Source organism: Microcoleus sp. BR0-C5 (assembly GCF_036705045.1).
Taxonomy (GTDB): domain Bacteria; phylum Cyanobacteriota; class Cyanobacteriia; order Cyanobacteriales; family Microcoleaceae; genus Microcoleus.
Genome location: NZ_JAUBTR010000010.1, coordinates 1 through 15,923 on the forward strand (window position 1 = coordinate 1; position 15,923 = coordinate 15,923).

Below are 15,923 nucleotides of genomic sequence, written 5' to 3' on the forward strand. Positions count from 1 at the left end.
ATCTACTGAATATGCTTTCATTGGTGTATTTTTTTAATCTATTCTTATTGTACCTCATAACACCCGGAAGTGCTGTAAGCTGTCAGTCATACCTCATCTTTTGGAGAAAGGCTATACCATATTCTGTTAACATGAAATTTAGATGCGTTCGCCCTAGTCTCAGGCCAACATACTCCCTGTCGAGACCGGCGCGAGATTTGCGAGCGGAGGAAAAACAGTATCAGGAGCGAGCCGATGACAGCCACTGACGATATGATTCCGCAGCAGTTCTACCATGGCACACGGGCTGACCTGAAGCCGGGAGACCTAATCGTGCCCGGTTACAACTCTAACTACGGTAAGAGGAATAAGGCAGTCTACGTCTATCTGACTGCCACCTTGGATGCGGCTACTTGGGGGGCCGAGCTGGCCCTCGGCGAAGGGCCCGGCAGAATCTACATGGTGGAACCGACTGGCCCGATTATGGATGACCCCAATCTGACGGACAAGAAATACCCGGGTAATCCCACGAAGTCATACCGCTCCCGGGAGCCGCTGCGCGTCACGGGCGAGCTCACGGATTGGCAGGGGCACTCCCCCGAAGCGCTCAAAGCCATGAAGGACAACATTGAGCGACTTAGGCAACTTGGCGTTGAGGCAATCGACGACTGACTTACTCCCGGCATCCTCAGCCAGTCAATGAGCGTGTGGATGATGCGCCCTTCCTTTATAGCCTTCTTCCTTATTGCTTCTGCTATGGCTGTAATCACAGCTCGAATTTGCAAACGGCTTCATTGTAAAGATGAATAGCTAAATCGCGAATAATTTGTTCATTTTGAAAATCACTTCCTAACTTTTGTTTGGCGGTTTGAACACACATTTTCATCAACTCGCATGAACTTTCGATGTGAAGTGCGATCGCCATTTGCTTTTGTTCAAAAATTACCTCCCTCTCCGTCAGCATTTCTACCGATTGAGAATTTGCAGATGGTTCTAATTTTTCCGGTGTTTTTTGTTGCTTTTTCCTTTGCAATTCCTCGGAAAAACCCGAAGAAATTATACCCGCAGGCAAAGCAAAAATTCCGATGCCTAAAAATGCTAATATTGAGCCTAAAAATCTGCCGATAGGAGTGATCGGATAAATATCGCCGTAACCGACAGTAGTTAGAGTCACAACTCCCCACCACATTGCATCGGGGATGCTCCCAAAAGATTTAGGTTGGGATGATGATTCCACAAAATACATGAGACTAGATGCAAAAATTAATAAGATAAAAACGGCAAAAGCGGTAGCTAGTAATTCCTCTTTTTTAGCGTATAATACTGAACCCAAAGTTCGCACTGACTCAGAATACCTGCTGATTTTTATCAAGCGTAATAAGCGCAGAATGCTAATTATATAAACAAAGCTTAATTGGGGAAATAACAACAATAAGTAAAAGGGTAAAATAGAAATCAAGTCGATCATACTCAGCGGTGTGAGAGCGTATTTAAGTCTTCCCCAAATCGGGTGGCTGTATTTGCGATCGACGGTACACACCCACATCCTCAAAACATATTCTAGTGTAAAGACCAAAGAGGAAATAATTTCGATATATTCAAAAAGTTGTTTGTATCCTAGGGAAAAGCTTGGGGAAGTGGAAGCAATAAAAGCTGTAAGGTTTAAAACTATTAAGGAAGGAATAATCAGATCATCTGCTAAGCTGTAGAAATTAGTGCTGTCTGAGACTTCTAAAATTTCATAGAGGATTGTTTTGAGTTGTTTACGCATTTGGTTCTCTCGTCGGTGATGGCAGATTAACGATTACTGCTTAGTCTAGCGTAATAAATTTAATAAAAAAAGTAAGGTTTGGAGCTAAGCTGGGAAGAACTGCCAACTATTACTGGATTAGCAGGCAAAATCATGAAGGTAGCCGTATTTAATACCAAATCCTACGATCGCACTTTTCTGACAGCAGCCAATGTCGGCGGTCAACACGAATTGGTTTTTTTTGAACCGCATCTGACCGTGGAAACCAGCGTTTTGGCTGCTGGATTTCCGGCTGTTTGCGCGTTCGTGAACGACTGCTTGGACGCGAAAACCCTCGGGGCGATCGCCGAAAAAGGCGTCCGCTTGCTGGCCCTGAGATCCGCCGGATTCAATCACGTCGATTTAGCAGCAGCCAAGGATTTAGATCTAACTCTGCTGCGAGTTCCTGCTTATTCTCCCTACGCAGTCGCCGAACACGCAGTCGCTCTAATTTTGTCCCTCAACCGCAAAATCCACCGGGCCTACAACCGCGTCCGCGAAGGCAATTTCGCCCTAGACGGCCTCTTGGGTTTTGACCTCCACGGCAAAACGGTGGGAATCGTCGGAACAGGCAGAATTGGCGCAATTACTGCCCAAATTCTGCACGGATTCGGGTGTCGCCTGCTGGGATACGATGTTTACCAAAACCCAGATTGCCTCGCCCTCGGCATGGAATACGTCGCACTCCCGGAACTGTTCGCCGCCTCTGATATTGTCAGCCTCCACTGTCCGCTGATACCGGAAACTTACCATTTGATCGGTGCAGAGGCGATCGAGCAAATGAAACCAGGGATGATGCTGATCAATACCAGCCGCGGTCAGTTGATTGACACTAAAGCTGTCACCAAAGCACTAAAGTCTGGTATAATTGGCTACCTCGGCTTAGATGTTTACGAACAAGAGACGGATCTGTTTTTTGAGGATTTGTCAAATCACGTTATTCAAGACGACGTTTTTCAGCGTTTGCTGACTTTTCCAAACGTCCTGATTACCGGACACCAAGCTTTTTTCACCGAGGAAGCTTTGAAAAATATCGCCGAAACTACGATCGGCAACATCACCGACTTTGAACAAGGACGCCCTTGCCCGAATCAAATCAACCTCGATCAAGGGAAAAAATGAGTCAAAAGACCGATTTGGCAGCGAAGGCAATTGTTTAAAATCAAGTCATATCGTTATTTTTGCTTGCAATTTGTGAAACTCTGCCTTAGTCTCATCAATTAGTCCCTGCAGCGCGGATGCTGTGCTAATTGCCGGAGAATTCTACTGGCAGCAATTCACAGCCTGCAATTTTACCTGACAACGGAGGAAGTATTCAATGACACAAGCTAACTTTTCGGACGAGACACAAACAATCACTGAAGTCGTGACAGTAGATCTGGTGGAGGACAAACCGGGGGTCATGACTACAGTGACAACCACAGAAACAACGGCCAGCCAGTTCCAAGATATTAAAGACCAAGTTATTACAATTTTGTCGGAACTTCCAGCCTATCTCTCTAATTTTTTTGCTGACTACCAAAAGCCCCTCATAACTGTTGGTTTAATTCTGGCAGGCGGTATTAGTATTAAGGTAATGCTGGGAGTTTTAGGTGCTCTTAATGATGTCCCTTTGGTAGCTCCAGTTTTTGAGTTGATTGGCATGGGATATACGGGTTGGTTTGTTTACCGCTATCTGCTCAAGGCTTCTAATCGCCAAGAGTTGTTAACGGAAATTGATTCTTTAAAAGAACAAGTTGTAGGTAAAGATTCTTAGAGGAAGTCATTAGTCATTGGTCATTAGTCATTAGTTAGTGGTTATTTGTTATTTTTGAGGCTATAGCAATAACCGATAACAAGTAACCAGCAACCAATGCCCAATGCCCAATGCCCAATTCCCAATGCCCAATGCCCAATGCCCAATGCCCAATCTCAATTTGGATGGCAAACTTGTTGTAAAGTGGCGGTAAAGTCGGGGTAGGAAATGGCAGCAGCTTCGGCCCGGTGAATGTTAGTAATACCTGTGGCGTTGAGGGCTGCGATCGCCAAACTCATCGCTATTCTGTGGTCGGTGTAGCTGTCAACATCCGCGCCGGTCAAAGGAGTTCCCCCGGTAATTTCTAAACCGTCGGGTAACTCGGAAATTTGAGCTCCCATGCGGTTGAGTTCGGCAGCAGTCACGGCCAGCCGATCGCTCTCTTTGACTCGCAACTCAGCCGCATCTCGAATTATTGTAGTACCGGACGCAAAGATCGCCGCTACTGCCAAAATCGGGATTTCGTCAATCAGCCGGGGAATTAAGTCGCCAGCAATGGTGCATCCCCGCAATTGGCCGGAACTACGAACCAAAATATCCGCTACAGGTTCTCCGGCGGCCTCTCGCTGATTTTGCAGTTCAATGTCGGCGCCCATCATTTCCAAAGCTTCCAAAATGCCTGTACGAGTTGGGTTGACGCCGACATTTTCCACTACGAGTTCCGAACCGGGGACGATCGCCCCAGCAACTAGCCAAAAAGCCGCCGAACTAATATCCCCCGGTACAATCACATTCTGCCCTTGCAGTTGTGTCGGCCCAGTAACTGTCACGCTACAAGTTTCTGGATCGACGCTCAATTGGGCTCCAAACGCTCGCAGCATCCGCTCGCTGTGATCCCGCGACAGAGCGGGTTCTGTGACTGTAGTTTCTCCGTTTGCCATCAAACCGGCCAGCAAAATGCAAGATTTAACTTGAGCCGAGGCGATCGGAGAATGGTAGTGAATCGGTTGTAACTGCTGTCCGAGTATCGCTAAAGGAGCTAAAGAATTACTTTTTCGGCCCCAAATTTGCGCTCCCATTTGTTGCAGCGGTTTAATGACGCGCGACATGGGGCGCGATCGCAGAGAACTGTCACCCGTTACTGCATAAAAACGCCCCGGATGAGAGGCTAAAATTCCCAACATCAGCCGCATCGTCGTGCCGGAATTACCCGCATCCAAGACTTCCACAGGCTCCTCTAACTCGCCAATTCCGACGCCCCGGACTGTCACCCGTTCCGCGTTGAGTTCAGAAACTTTGGCTCCCAGGAGCGAGAAACATTTAGCAGTGCTGCGGGGGTCTTCTCCTAGCAGCAGTCCCTCAATTGTCGTTTCACCTCGGGCGATCGCACCCAACATCAAAGCTCGGTGAGAAATCGACTTATCGCCGGGAACTCGAATCCTCCCGACCAGCGACAAGCCCGATGCCGGTTTTTGAATGCTTAAAGTTTGGTTTTTGTCAAGAAGCGAAGTAGTTATAATGTCAGCTTGCATTGAGATAAACTAGGATTGGATGGCGTTAGCTATCCTACCTTTTTCCCAGTCCTAAGTCAGTCGTCTTTTGTACGGCGTGCGGGTTTTTCCCAATGTGTCCGGTTAACTTAAAGGCTGATTAAACTCGCCCGGAGACTCCGCTGTCAGTTCTCGATGACACGGGAGTGCGGACGCAACGGCACGGATTTCACATTAATTTCACAAATATTATCCGTGTATCTGCTTAGATTTCATGTCCAGCTCTCAGTTATCGACCAGATGATTGAATGGTGACTAAACAATTTTAGATTTTCGATTGCGAGTTGTAGATTTTTCATTTTTTTAAGCAAAAGCTCCGGAATTTGGAACCCAGCCAATCTAAAATCTAAAGTCTAAAATCTCAAATCTCAAACTGCCAGATCCACAACAACCCCTAAACTTTTATTTATGCTGACCCATCACCGCAAGCCTGTAAGTTTATCGCTGGTATCCACAGATTTACCTTTGTGGTCAGTCGTTGAAACCGCTGCTACGCTTTATCAAAAAGACCGGGATCGCTTTCACTTGTTGTTGCACGAACCAGCAATAATCGATCGCGAATTTTCCGACGGTTCCAACGAATCTGCCGAGCAAGTTACAATCTTACCCCCAACTACAAAACCCCGCTTGCTCTGGCTAGAAGTTTCGCCCTATCGAGTCATTATGACGATGCAAGGAAACGGCAAATACAGTTACCGCCACTGCTGGGAACGAGGAATGTACGGCCTGAGCCGTTATTGGCTTCAGGGCGAATCGCTGGCGACTCCCGAACAGTTGCGACTCCGCAACTTCACTCGCAACTTGACGCTGACAGGAAAGCCGGAACCGGATCACTTGCAGTTAGAATACGAGTTGTGGTCGGAGAAAGTGCAACTCGGTCGCTATATTTTGAATCTAGAAATTCATCACTAAATTGGGTAATTGCAAAGGGGTAGATAGTAGGTGAAGGCGACGCATTCCTCAAATTCATTCACCCGCTGTGCGTTGTTGGGGTTTGCGTGGCCATCTCAAAATTCAAAACTCTTAGCCTTTAGCGATCGCCCTTACAATAATTAATCAGTTTGCTAGTCAAAGCGTCTTGATTTGCGGCTGCTTGATTCGCCTGTTGGCCGGCTCTAATAATATCTGCTTGAGCTGTTTTGATTTGCTCTCGACCTTCTATACTTGTAGAAGCGAGATTTCCAGCCTGAAGACTTTTGCTTATGTCGCCGAGTGCTTGACTAATTTCCTGGAAGGATTTAACCGATGGCTCCTGAATTTCTTTGAGGGTGGGATCTGTTATTCGCAGATTTTCAATTTCTTTTGCTATCAGGTTCAAATTTTTAGCTAAGTTGTCGGTCGTGGCAGCATCGTTGCTGTCTTTATCAACATCAATGAGAGCGTTGCCTTTGTTGACAATTTCAGTAAATTTAGTACACTGGATAGCTCGGCTATTGCTGCAACTAATCGTCAGCGTACAGCAAGCAACAACTATCAGCAGGATGGCAATCTGTTTGCGAAAAAAGTACATGAACCCTCGGTTGCAAAAAAAGTAGATTATGGGATTTTGTCGTAGAGTGCGTCAGCCGATTTTAGATTTTAGATTTTAGATTTTAGATTGACTTGCAGCCATGAATCTAGATATTCAACAAAAGTCTAAAATTGGGGAATCACCACTCAAGGTCCTGGGGGGTCTGTATCCATTTTTGGGCGGATGGGCGATTAGCCGATCGATATATCGACTGTCGAAAAACTTTCGCGGCATTCAGACACGCTCTACTAAGCTAAACTACGTACCTGTTTAGGAACTATGGTCAAAAACAGCAATAACCTAAAGAAGGGAAGCATTTGGGGATATCTTACCCTGCTTTTGCCTATTTCCTTGACGGCGGTTGCCAGTTTCGAGTCGGGAAGGATGTTTTGGGCGATCGCCACCACAGCGGGCATTGCTTGGGCTTACAAACTCTACCACCAGCAGCAAAAACATAAACTCGCTCATTTAGACTCGGTTTTCTATAAGTTGATCAAGGAAAATCAAGGGCGAGTTACGGCTTTGGATTTGGCGATGAATGCGAAACTCCCCGGAGAAAAGGTTCAAGAGTATCTCGACGAACGAGCCTCTGAGTTTGCCGCAGATTTTGAAGTGACGGAACAAGGCGGAATTTTGTATTATTTTCAAATAGCTCCACCTGTCAATCAAAGCGAAACACCTAATGCGGGAATAGCTGTTCAAGAGCCTCCCACAAATCGGGAAAAAGCACAAGATAAAAAACCCAATTTATTCCCCATTGCTCCAACCAAGACTCCTCAAAAGCCCAAAATTTCTTTTACCCAGACGGAACTCTCCCGCAGGTTCAAAGTTCACGCAACTACGATCGGCAAGTGGAAACTTAAGCCGGAGTTTGCTCAGTGGAGTCGGGAAAAAGACCCGGAGGATCTCGCCTGGGAATATTCTACAGAAAACAAGCGATTTTATCCCAAAGATTGAGTTCCTCCGGTATTTGCCAAAATATCTCAAGAAACCCGGTTTCTAGGACGCTCTGCGCTTAGTAACGAAGAATTTGGCAAGAAACCGGGTTTCGGAGATTTGAGCGCGTCCTGGACTAATTTTACTGCGGTTGACAATCAAGCATCCAGGATACCCGCCACGTGATTCATTCCGAAAGCAGACTCAGGACCCAGAAATAAAAAACCTGTATCGGATGAAACTTGCCGAACGTATTTATCTCGCGCAAGTCAATGCTGCAATTCTTTAATCTAAAATCTAAAATCTAAAATCTAAAATCGATTGACCGCTCGATCTCTTTAGGTTATTTTAAGTAAAATCGTCTTTTGCTGAGTTTGCCAAGTAAAAATCGGTAAGTTCGATCGTCCTATCTGTGACTTTTTTCTCCTATGTCCAAAACAACCTTGCGAGTAGTCGCCCGCCTTGTCGCGTTTCCCGACAAAGTAGCAGAACTTAAATCTCTGCTGCTGAGCATTATGGAGCCCACTCGCAAAGAAAAAGGCTGCATCAAATACGAACTCCTGCAAAATCAAGCCGATCCCACAGATTTTACGTTTGTTGAAGAGTGGGAAAGTGCTGATTTGCTCGAACTACATCTCGGTTCAACTCACATTCAAGACGCCGTGCAGAAATTAGACGGTTTGGCCGTTGGGCCTCCAGATATCCGCCGCTATGAGTTGCTAGCTTAATCGGGTTTTTATAGCAATTTGATTAAGGTTTTTGAAATAGCTTCGATTCCCCTAGCCCCCCTTAGTAAGGGGGGGACAAGAGTGAAAGTTAAAATTGTAGTAACTTCAGAAAAATTTATGACAGTAGCAACAATAAAACAGTTATTTATTTATCCAATTAAAGGGCTGACACCGCAAGAAATGTCGGAGTTTGCTTTAACAGCAGGACATGGAATTAAGGGCGATCGAGCTTTTGCCTTAATGTTTGCAGATAATCTTGAAGCTGCAAAGCTGCCGGCAGACAACGTGCCTTGGATGAGCAAAAAACATTTTGCCGTCCAAAACGATTGGCCTTTGTTAGCAGCTTTAGAATGTGATTATCAACCGGAAACGGCCGTTTTAACAGTCAAGCGTGAAGGAGTTGCAGTGTTATCTGCAGAAACGAACACAGCAGCGGGGCGCGATCGCATCGGCAGTTTTTTCACAGAATATTTGGCAGCAATGGAACCCACAAAAGAAGCGAGACACCCGCAGTTTGCACCTTTGCACTTAGTCGGCGACAGCAGCGGCGAAACTCGTTATCCCGATCGACAACCCGTACACATTTCTTTGCTCAGTCAAGCCACATTAGACCAATTAACAGAAATCGCTGTTCAAAACATTGACGTGGGAAGATTTCGCCCGAACATTGTGCTAGAAGGTATGGCAGCTTGGTCAGAATTTGAGTTGATCGGAAAACAGTTTCAATTAGGCACGGCGCGCATAGAAGTTACAGCACGAATCGGTCGCTGTGTCAATATAGAAGTGAATCCAGAAACGGGCGATCGGGATATTTCCCTACTCAGTTTACTCCAAAAGGAATTTGGTCACGCACAAACTGGAGTTTTAGCCAAAATTATCAACAGCGGCACAGTTAAAATCGGCGATGTTTTGACTGCTGTAAAATAGTAGGACTTACGGGCGGGCAGGATGCCCAACCCCTACACCCCACAAAAAAACTCATTATTTGTGGAACAGGCATCTTGCCTGTTCCTGAGAATATCTTGGCGGTTCATGAGAATATCTTGGCTGTTCCTGAGAATGGTGCAAGATGTGAGATGCACCCTACAAGTCAATAGTCTCTTAATCAAAAGCGACATCAAGATTGTGAATGCTGCCTAACTTCCTCTACAGATAAACCGAGTGCTTCTGCCACTTGCTCTGTATTCAATCCCATTGCCAACAACCGAGGGATGGCATCCCGCCGCGCTTGGGCTTCTGCACTCAAAGCCTGCTCTGCTAAGGAAGCTCGTTCTGTACCTGTCAGAAGCAAATTGCCCTCGCTGTCCCACCACCGCAGCCACAGCATTGTCTGGTTTTGATAACTGCCTTCCCACAGTCCTAATTCTACGCCCATTGGCGCGATCGGATAATGAGCGCGATCGTTCGGAAGCAACTGCTGGTAAAACCCATTGTTCAGGCTGTAAACCTCCAGCCTGCCACTATTGATTTCATAGATGCCATAAAACGGAATCCGCATGATCCGTTCATATACCCAAAACTTCCCAGGCCTTTGCGCCGCTCCAACTTCCGAGTACGATAGTGGGGTTGTGTCCCGCTCTTCTGAACCATCTCCCGATGCGAACTCCAAAGCAATCATCGGAGCCATGAATTCCCGCCACAGCACGTAAGAGCGACGAATCGGATTTCCTAATGTTGGTGGCACGTTCGGCACGTAGAACCAGTCTGGAGCTTCTGCTCCCTTTTCAAGCGGGTCAGTTTCTCGCCAGTAGATGCCACAGTCTTGCCCTATAGCATATTGCCCATCGGGATGAAGCCCTTGCAATACCGACCCGATAGAATCAGTCAAAATAATGCTCTGAGGATGCTCCTGAAAATTCTTCACAAAAGTGCCATCTTCCTCTGGCAGTTGAGTGTGGTCGGGGAAGGGAGAGGGAAGGACAATCTTTTCGGTTGCCGGGGTCATGCTACCTCTCAAGTATTGCAGCTTACCTGAATATCTTAACTCATCCTGCTTCCGGCACTCTCACCTTATTACCAATCAAATTCAGAAAACTCGCTCCAAAATGTTGAATCTCCAAAAAATTAGCATAAGCAGGAGTTGACTTGTAAACTCTAAAAGTCCGCATAATCCCTAAAGTCGCCGCGCTTTCCAGCGGGCCGATAAAGCTAGTATCCCTATCCAAAAAATGAGACTGCTTAGCCCAGTGTGCCATCTGTTCCGCATTCAAAAAATAGCAGCCGGAATGAGGATTCAACGCCCGCTCAAAAGCGATTTTTTGTTCCATGATTTTTCCCGTTAACTGCCGCTGCTCCTCTACATTTTGAAACGAAGAAGTCGCTGAGTCTGCTAAATCACCATCAACATATGCTTTAAAAACCGCGCCTTTAGGCGATATTTCATAGCGATTAGGTTGCAGCAAATTCCCATTCCCTCCGTGATGCGTAAACCACTTTAATTTACTAAAAAACCACGGATCATGCAGAACTAAATCATCTTCCAAATAACAGAAATAATCGTATTTGTTAAGACACGCTCGCAAAACTGCTTGACACTCAAACCCCAACAGCAGCGGTTCGCATTTGGTAGCGTGGTGCATAAAACATCTGGGCTGCACTGGGAGTTGAGGCAACAGATGATAACCTTGAGTAGTGCAAACAACAATGTCTATTTCGTGCTGTTGAGATTGATTGGCTGGGATAGTTGCACATTCGCGAATGTCAATCATGGACTGAGATTTGCCGTACAAAGCTTGCAGCGATGTCACGCAAGCGGTTAAAGCGTTTAGTCGTGGTTGCGGATCATTTCGCTGGGAAGCGTGTTTCCCGTCGCCGCTGGGATTGTAAAAGTGAGCAATAGTGAATAGAATTCGCATTGGTGTGGAGTAACAATTAGAAATTAAACAATAAAACAGAACGATCGCACAATAGCCTATAAATCTTACCGCACTTAGTCACCAAATAACTCCGGCAGGCGATCGCGCAACTCAGCATTTAAACGTGGCAACTCGTCTCGCATCTGTAAGTACCAATCTCGCCGCTGCCGGTAGTGCCCGCACAGTAAGCGGTTGTCCCGCACCCATTCGTAAGCATTCGCGGCTATTTTCCGGCGCCGAGAAGTGTCTGAAATCAGCGAATTTAGTTTGGTTTCAAACTCTTTTTCATATCTATAAATCAATCCGGTTTCACCTTCGAATATGGAATGTTCGTACACAGTGGGACTTGCCAGCACCGCTACTCCCCGCGCTGCACATTCAATAAATTTTAAGTCGGATTTCATTTCGTTAACCGGGTTGGAAACAAGCGGTAGCAAAGCTATATCGCAACTGTACATAATTTCTTGATACCGTTCGTAACTGCAAAATGGTTCAAATTCTTTTTGCTGTATTTCCAACGCTTCAAAAAAACGGCTGTCATGGATTACTTTAACTCGAATCCGGTGCTTGTGTGCAACTAAAACTCGATTGAGCGCTGCCATAATCGGCTGCCAATCTTTTTCGCGGTTGAGCGCACCAAAAAAAATTGTGACTGTATCTTCTGCCGGGTAAATTCGCGGCGGAGGTAGATAGGCTAATTGATTGGGAAATACGGCAACATTTGGATTGTATTGGCGCAAAATTTTTGCTAGCGGTTCTGTCGAAGTTTGAACGCAGTGACAGCCGCGATAGCTGAGGTAATTATTGTCGGCGTATTCGCGGCGGCGGATGGGATTGTCGTCAATTTCAGCTACTATTAAATAGCCTTGTTGCAGGAGTTCTTTGAGTTGGGGAATGTACGCGGGATATTGCATGATTGTCCGCTGCCAGATGAAGACTTTTTCTTCTTCCGGCAGGGGGGGAATTAACTCTGCTTTTTTCACCCCGGATACGGTGCGGACACCGGGAATTGTGGCGCTAAATTTGTCCGGTTCCAAAACTCGCACACGATCGCACCCTGTAGGAGCCATAATGATAGTCTGAATCAGCAGTCTGCGCGCAGGTAGGGTCGATTTGGTCGATCGCACGATATAATGTTCAGCACCGGTTTCCGTAGCAAAACTGCTCGATGTTAGCTCTAAAGCCTGTACCATTGGATGCAGCAATTGCTGAAACTGGACAAAATTTTCGGTTTTGTGTCCCTTCCCTTGAAATTCATAAACCTGCAATCCGGCTTGAGCAAATAGTGATTTAATACTTTCTAGGGTAAACCAGTGCTGCATCTTGTTGTCGGGATTCTCCCACTGTCCCCGCAACAGATTGACAATCCGCCGCCAGTATTGAAGATTAGGGATTTTGGCGAGAATTTGCCCCTCTGGATTCAGCAAACCACTGTACTGCTTGAGCACTTCCCAAGGGTTTTTGAGATAGGGTAGCAAGTCGCCAAAAACCAAACAATCGACGGTTCCTGGGGCGATGTCGAGACTTTCGAGAGCAATTTCTTCAATATCGGCTACCGTCACCCAGTTTAGCCGATCGACTGCAATTTTAGCTTTTTCTCGATCGCATTCAATGCCAATATACTGACAATGGGGATTGATCAGCTTGTACTGTTCGCCCGTCGAGCCCGTACCGCAGCCAATTTCAACAATGACTTTAGCATCCGGCGGTAGCAGCTTCAAGAGGTCGTGGTTGACGCGATCGATCACTTTCTCTAAAATTCCTGATTAGTTTATCGTAAAATAAAACAGAGCAACCCATGCCGACAGACAACCAGCCGAAGGTTAGCATTGCGATGCCAGTATACAATGGCGATCGGCACATTTGTCAAGCACCCAATTTTCTGTTACCAACTCTTTCTCTTCCCTCTCTTCTCTTCCTCTGCGTTCTCTGCGCCCTCTGCGGTTCATTTAATCTTATCCACCCATCCTACAAGGATTCCTATATCTTAGCAAATATTGAGCAAAATTATAATTTATTCTCAAACCCTACGCTCATTCAGCGCGATTTAGGAGCTAAATTAATTCGGCTTTTTTCCCAAAAATCAACCCAACAATTTGCTGAATACATTATAAACTATGAACTCAAATCTAGGAATTAACATCGCCGGCTACATTAACGGCGAATTTGGCATAGGAGAAGGTGTCCGAGCCAACATCAGAGCCACAGAAGCCGCCAACATTCCCATCAGTATCAACAATTTTCCCCGCAGTCCCCACCGCAAACAAGACACCACCTATCAAAACTTTAGCCAAGACAATCCCCATCCCGTAAACTTAATTCAAGTCAACGCCGATGAAGTGGCCACCTTTATCAAACATACAGATTCCAGCTATTTTGAAAACAAATACAATATCGGCTTTTGGGCCTGGGAACTTCCCGCATTTCCCTCAAAATGGCAGCCAGCCTTTAATCAATTTCACGAAATATGGACTTATAGCAACTATTGCGCCGAGGCAATTTCTGCAGTATCGCCAATTCCCGTTATCAAAATCATGCCCAGTATTGCTCTTCCCGCACCTTCCCTGAACAGAGAAGCACTGAATTTACCTAAAGATAAATTTATTTTTTTGTTTGTATTCGACTTTTCCAGCCGCATCGAGCGCAAAAATCCTTTAGCCGCCATTCAAGCATTTAAACAAGCTTTTGGCGAAGATGACCGCCTATTGTTAATTCTCAAATCTTCCAACTCAAACAAAAATTTAGAGCAGCAAAAAATATTAAATTATGCCATAAAAAATTTTTCAAATATCCAACATCTAGACGGGTATTTGTCCAAAGATGAAATTAACAGTTTGTTGTATAATTGCGACTGTTATCTCTCCCTGCACCGCTGCGAAGGATTTGGCTTAACAATGGCTGAAGCCATGTTTTACGGCAAACCCGTAATTGCTACCGGCTATTCATCAAATACAGAATTCATGAATGTCGGCAATAGCTATTTAGTCAAGTATAAGTTAATCCCAATTGAGAAAGATTGCGGGCCTTACAAAAAAGGCAATCTTTGGGCCCAAGCGGATGTCGAACACGCTGCTGATTTAATGCGGTACGTCTTCAACAATTACCGGGAGGCTCAACAAATTGGAGCGATAGCTGCTGAGGAAATTAAGACTTTACTCAACCCGCAAGTTACAGGTAATAAAATTAGAAAACGTCTCGAATATATTGCCGAGATTACCGATAAATTTCAAAACTTGCCTGTGTCAGGAACACCCAAAACCCAGTCTGCCCAAATCAGGGCTAACTTGCCACCAGCACAGCAACAAAGTCAATCAAAAGGAGAACTGCAAAACGAGCAGCCGAATGTTAGCATCTGCATTCCGACATACAACGGAGAAGCATTTATTGGGGAAGCAATCAAAAGTGCTTTGGCCCAAACTTACCCTAACATAGAGCTGATTATATCCGACGACGGCTCCACAGACCGCACAATTGCGATCGCCAAATCATTCCAATCACAAACCTCAGTCGATTTCCGCATCATACTGCACCGCAACTACGGCTTATCACAAAACTGGAATTTTTGCATATCCCAAGCAAAAGGTCAATACATTAAATTTCTCTTTCAAGACGACTTGCTCGCACCAGAATGTATTGAAAAAATGGTCGCACTCGCCCAAAAACACCCAGAAATAGGTATGGTTTTCTCCCCGCGTGGCATCACCATAGCTGACAATGAATCTAACCCGATTTTGCGCGGAGCTTCCCAATCAATTAAAGATTTGCATAAAAGTTGGTCAAATTTAAAATCTATTCAGCCCGGAAAAAAATTGCTGGCAGATACTAACTGCTTGAACAACCCGCTAAACAAAATTGGCGAACCTAGTACCGTCTTAATTGCCGCGCGAGTCTTTGAAGAAATAGGATTATTTGATTCGGGATTATCTCAGTATGTAGACTTAGATATGTGGTGGCGAATCATGGGTAACTATCACATCGGATTTGTAGATGAAAAACTGTCCTCACTGCGGATTCATCCCGAACAACAAACTTGGAAAAACTTCGCGGCTGGGGAAAATCATAAGGATGTAGTCAGATTTTACAAAAAACTCCTAAATAGTCCTGATTACAGTTTCCTGAATCAACAAATCAAACAGACAATCCGCCAAAAGCTGGCCTTGAGAACCCAGCCGAGTTTATCGGAATTGTCACCACTGCTTGATCAATACAATAAATTCCCCTCAAAACAGCCTCTTCTCGCGCTGCGCCCCTACCGCCAACAGCTAGCTGAGTATTGGCTGAATTTGCCAGCGGAAAAATTAGAAAGTGCTTACTCGAAAGACATGGGGAAAGCTCATAAATTGCTACTAGATAGCGCCCTAAAAAATGAAACTTTAACTGAGTCAGAACAACGTTTTGTCCAGCAGTTATCCTCGAAACTTGCTGAAGGAGGAGAAATTGCCGACAAGATGCAATATCTCCTCGCAGCGATGCTGTACCGCGACGCTTATCAGTTGCCACTTGAGTATAACAATGCAGCGATTCCCCAGTGGTTTTTTGACGATTTTCTGAAATTTCTATTTCAGTCACCGAATTATTTTCAAAGGAGATGTGGCATTGTCAAGAACGGGCAAGATGCCCGTTCCACACAAGATGAATTTTCTGGTGGAACAGGCATCTTGCCTGTTGGTTCCACAACAGATGAATTTTCTGGTGGAACAGGCATCTTGCCTGTTGGTTCCACAACAGATGAATTTTCTGGTGGAACAGGCATCTTGCCTGTTGGTTCCACAACAGATGAATTTTCTGGTGGAACAGGCATCTTGCCTGTTGGTTCCACAACAGATGAATTTTCTGGTGGA

General features: G+C 45.5%; 14 protein-coding genes. 8 read left to right on the plus strand and 6 right to left on the minus strand.

Annotated elements, in window-relative coordinates; genetic code table 11:
* Positions 1-234: 234 nt before the first annotated feature.
* A complete protein-coding gene (gene arr / locus QUB08_RS06785) occupies positions 235-651 on the plus strand; it encodes an NAD(+)--rifampin ADP-ribosyltransferase (protein WP_333224039.1) in 417 nt (138 codons plus the stop codon).
* Between the two features lie 94 nt (positions 652-745).
* On the opposite strand, the gene QUB08_RS06790 is transcribed toward arr, so the two are convergent.
* Entirely contained in the window at positions 746-1,750 is a 1,005-nt protein-coding gene (locus tag QUB08_RS06790; protein WP_333224040.1) for an ion transporter, read from the minus strand.
* A gap of 132 nt (positions 1,751-1,882) precedes the next feature.
* Between QUB08_RS06790 and QUB08_RS06795 the strand changes: the two genes are divergently transcribed.
* Together QUB08_RS06795 and QUB08_RS06800 are read left to right on the plus strand one after the other, a co-directional pair.
* Positions 1,883-2,890 (plus strand): 2-hydroxyacid dehydrogenase, encoded by a 1,008-nt coding sequence (locus tag QUB08_RS06795; protein ID WP_333224140.1) that lies wholly within the window; start codon positions 1,883-1,885, stop codon positions 2,888-2,890.
* Positions 2,891-3,086: 196 nt separating this feature from the next.
* On the plus strand, positions 3,087-3,524 hold the full coding sequence (locus QUB08_RS06800) for a CAAD domain-containing protein (RefSeq protein ID WP_333153284.1): 438 nt from the start codon (positions 3,087-3,089) through the stop codon (positions 3,522-3,524).
* Positions 3,525-3,679: 155 nt separating this feature from the next.
* Here QUB08_RS06800 and aroA read toward each other — a convergent pair whose 3' ends face one another.
* Complete coding sequence (gene aroA, locus QUB08_RS06805; protein WP_333224041.1) at positions 3,680-5,035, minus strand: 3-phosphoshikimate 1-carboxyvinyltransferase; 1,356 nt, start codon at positions 5,033-5,035, stop codon at positions 3,680-3,682.
* A 426-nt stretch (positions 5,036-5,461) separates the two neighbouring features.
* On the opposite strand from aroA, the gene QUB08_RS06810 reads away from it, so the two are divergent.
* Complete coding sequence (locus QUB08_RS06810) at positions 5,462-5,965, plus strand: hypothetical protein (protein WP_333200022.1); 504 nt, start codon at positions 5,462-5,464, stop codon at positions 5,963-5,965.
* Between the two features lie 118 nt (positions 5,966-6,083).
* On the opposite strand, the gene QUB08_RS06815 is transcribed toward QUB08_RS06810, so the two are convergent.
* Positions 6,084-6,563: a hypothetical protein gene (locus tag QUB08_RS06815; RefSeq protein WP_333224042.1), complete on the minus strand. Its 480-nt coding sequence runs from the start codon at positions 6,561-6,563 to the stop codon at positions 6,084-6,086.
* A 279-nt stretch (positions 6,564-6,842) separates the two neighbouring features.
* Between QUB08_RS06815 and QUB08_RS06820 the strand changes: the two genes are divergently transcribed.
* The 3 genes from QUB08_RS06820 to QUB08_RS06830 all read left to right on the plus strand — a co-directional run bounded on the left by QUB08_RS06820 (position 6,843) and on the right by QUB08_RS06830 (position 9,154).
* Positions 6,843-7,520, plus strand: coding sequence for a hypothetical protein (locus QUB08_RS06820; protein WP_333224043.1), 678 nt, complete (start codon positions 6,843-6,845; stop codon positions 7,518-7,520).
* Between the two features lie 407 nt (positions 7,521-7,927).
* Positions 7,928-8,227, plus strand: coding sequence for a putative quinol monooxygenase (locus tag QUB08_RS06825; protein ID WP_006632217.1), 300 nt, complete (start codon positions 7,928-7,930; stop codon positions 8,225-8,227).
* Between the two features lie 117 nt (positions 8,228-8,344).
* Complete coding sequence (locus QUB08_RS06830) at positions 8,345-9,154, plus strand: MOSC domain-containing protein (RefSeq protein ID WP_333224044.1); 810 nt, start codon at positions 8,345-8,347, stop codon at positions 9,152-9,154.
* Positions 9,155-9,344: 190 nt separating this feature from the next.
* Here the strand turns inward: QUB08_RS06830 and QUB08_RS06835 are convergent, their stop codons facing one another.
* The 3 genes from QUB08_RS06835 to QUB08_RS06845 all read right to left on the minus strand — a co-directional run bounded on the left by QUB08_RS06835 (position 9,345) and on the right by QUB08_RS06845 (position 12,830).
* A complete protein-coding gene (locus QUB08_RS06835; RefSeq protein ID WP_333224045.1) occupies positions 9,345-10,172 on the minus strand; it encodes a Uma2 family endonuclease in 828 nt (275 codons plus the stop codon).
* A gap of 40 nt (positions 10,173-10,212) precedes the next feature.
* Entirely contained in the window at positions 10,213-11,082 is an 870-nt protein-coding gene (locus tag QUB08_RS06840; protein ID WP_333224046.1) for a calcium-binding protein, read from the minus strand.
* A 74-nt stretch (positions 11,083-11,156) separates the two neighbouring features.
* Positions 11,157-12,830 carry a methyltransferase domain-containing protein gene (locus QUB08_RS06845; protein ID WP_333224047.1) on the minus strand — a complete coding sequence of 558 codons (1,674 nt, stop codon included), beginning with the start codon at positions 12,828-12,830 and terminating at the stop codon, positions 11,157-11,159.
* 369 nt (positions 12,831-13,199) lie between these two features.
* On the opposite strand from QUB08_RS06845, the gene QUB08_RS06850 reads away from it, so the two are divergent.
* Positions 13,200-15,923, plus strand: a 2,724-nt coding sequence (locus tag QUB08_RS06850; RefSeq protein WP_333224048.1) for a glycosyltransferase, incomplete at its 3' end; no start/stop codon positions are given.

Coding starts and splice junctions, on each gene's coding strand:
- arr (WP_333224039.1), top strand. CDS start 235: ATGACAGCCACTGACGATATGATTCCGCAGCAGTTCTACCATGGCACA.
- QUB08_RS06790 (WP_333224040.1), bottom strand. CDS start 1,750: ATGCGTAAACAACTCAAAACAATCCTCTATGAAATTTTAGAAGTCTCA.
- QUB08_RS06795 (WP_333224140.1), top strand. CDS start 1,883: ATGAAGGTAGCCGTATTTAATACCAAATCCTACGATCGCACTTTTCTG.
- QUB08_RS06800 (WP_333153284.1), top strand. CDS start 3,087: ATGACACAAGCTAACTTTTCGGACGAGACACAAACAATCACTGAAGTC.
- aroA (WP_333224041.1), bottom strand. CDS start 5,035: ATGCAAGCTGACATTATAACTACTTCGCTTCTTGACAAAAACCAAACT.
- QUB08_RS06810 (WP_333200022.1), top strand. CDS start 5,462: ATGCTGACCCATCACCGCAAGCCTGTAAGTTTATCGCTGGTATCCACA.
- QUB08_RS06815 (WP_333224042.1), bottom strand. CDS start 6,563: ATGTACTTTTTTCGCAAACAGATTGCCATCCTGCTGATAGTTGTTGCT.
- QUB08_RS06820 (WP_333224043.1), top strand. CDS start 6,843: ATGGTCAAAAACAGCAATAACCTAAAGAAGGGAAGCATTTGGGGATAT.
- QUB08_RS06825 (WP_006632217.1), top strand. CDS start 7,928: ATGTCCAAAACAACCTTGCGAGTAGTCGCCCGCCTTGTCGCGTTTCCC.
- QUB08_RS06830 (WP_333224044.1), top strand. CDS start 8,345: ATGACAGTAGCAACAATAAAACAGTTATTTATTTATCCAATTAAAGGG.
- QUB08_RS06835 (WP_333224045.1), bottom strand. CDS start 10,172: ATGACCCCGGCAACCGAAAAGATTGTCCTTCCCTCTCCCTTCCCCGAC.
- QUB08_RS06840 (WP_333224046.1), bottom strand. CDS start 11,082: ATGCGAATTCTATTCACTATTGCTCACTTTTACAATCCCAGCGGCGAC.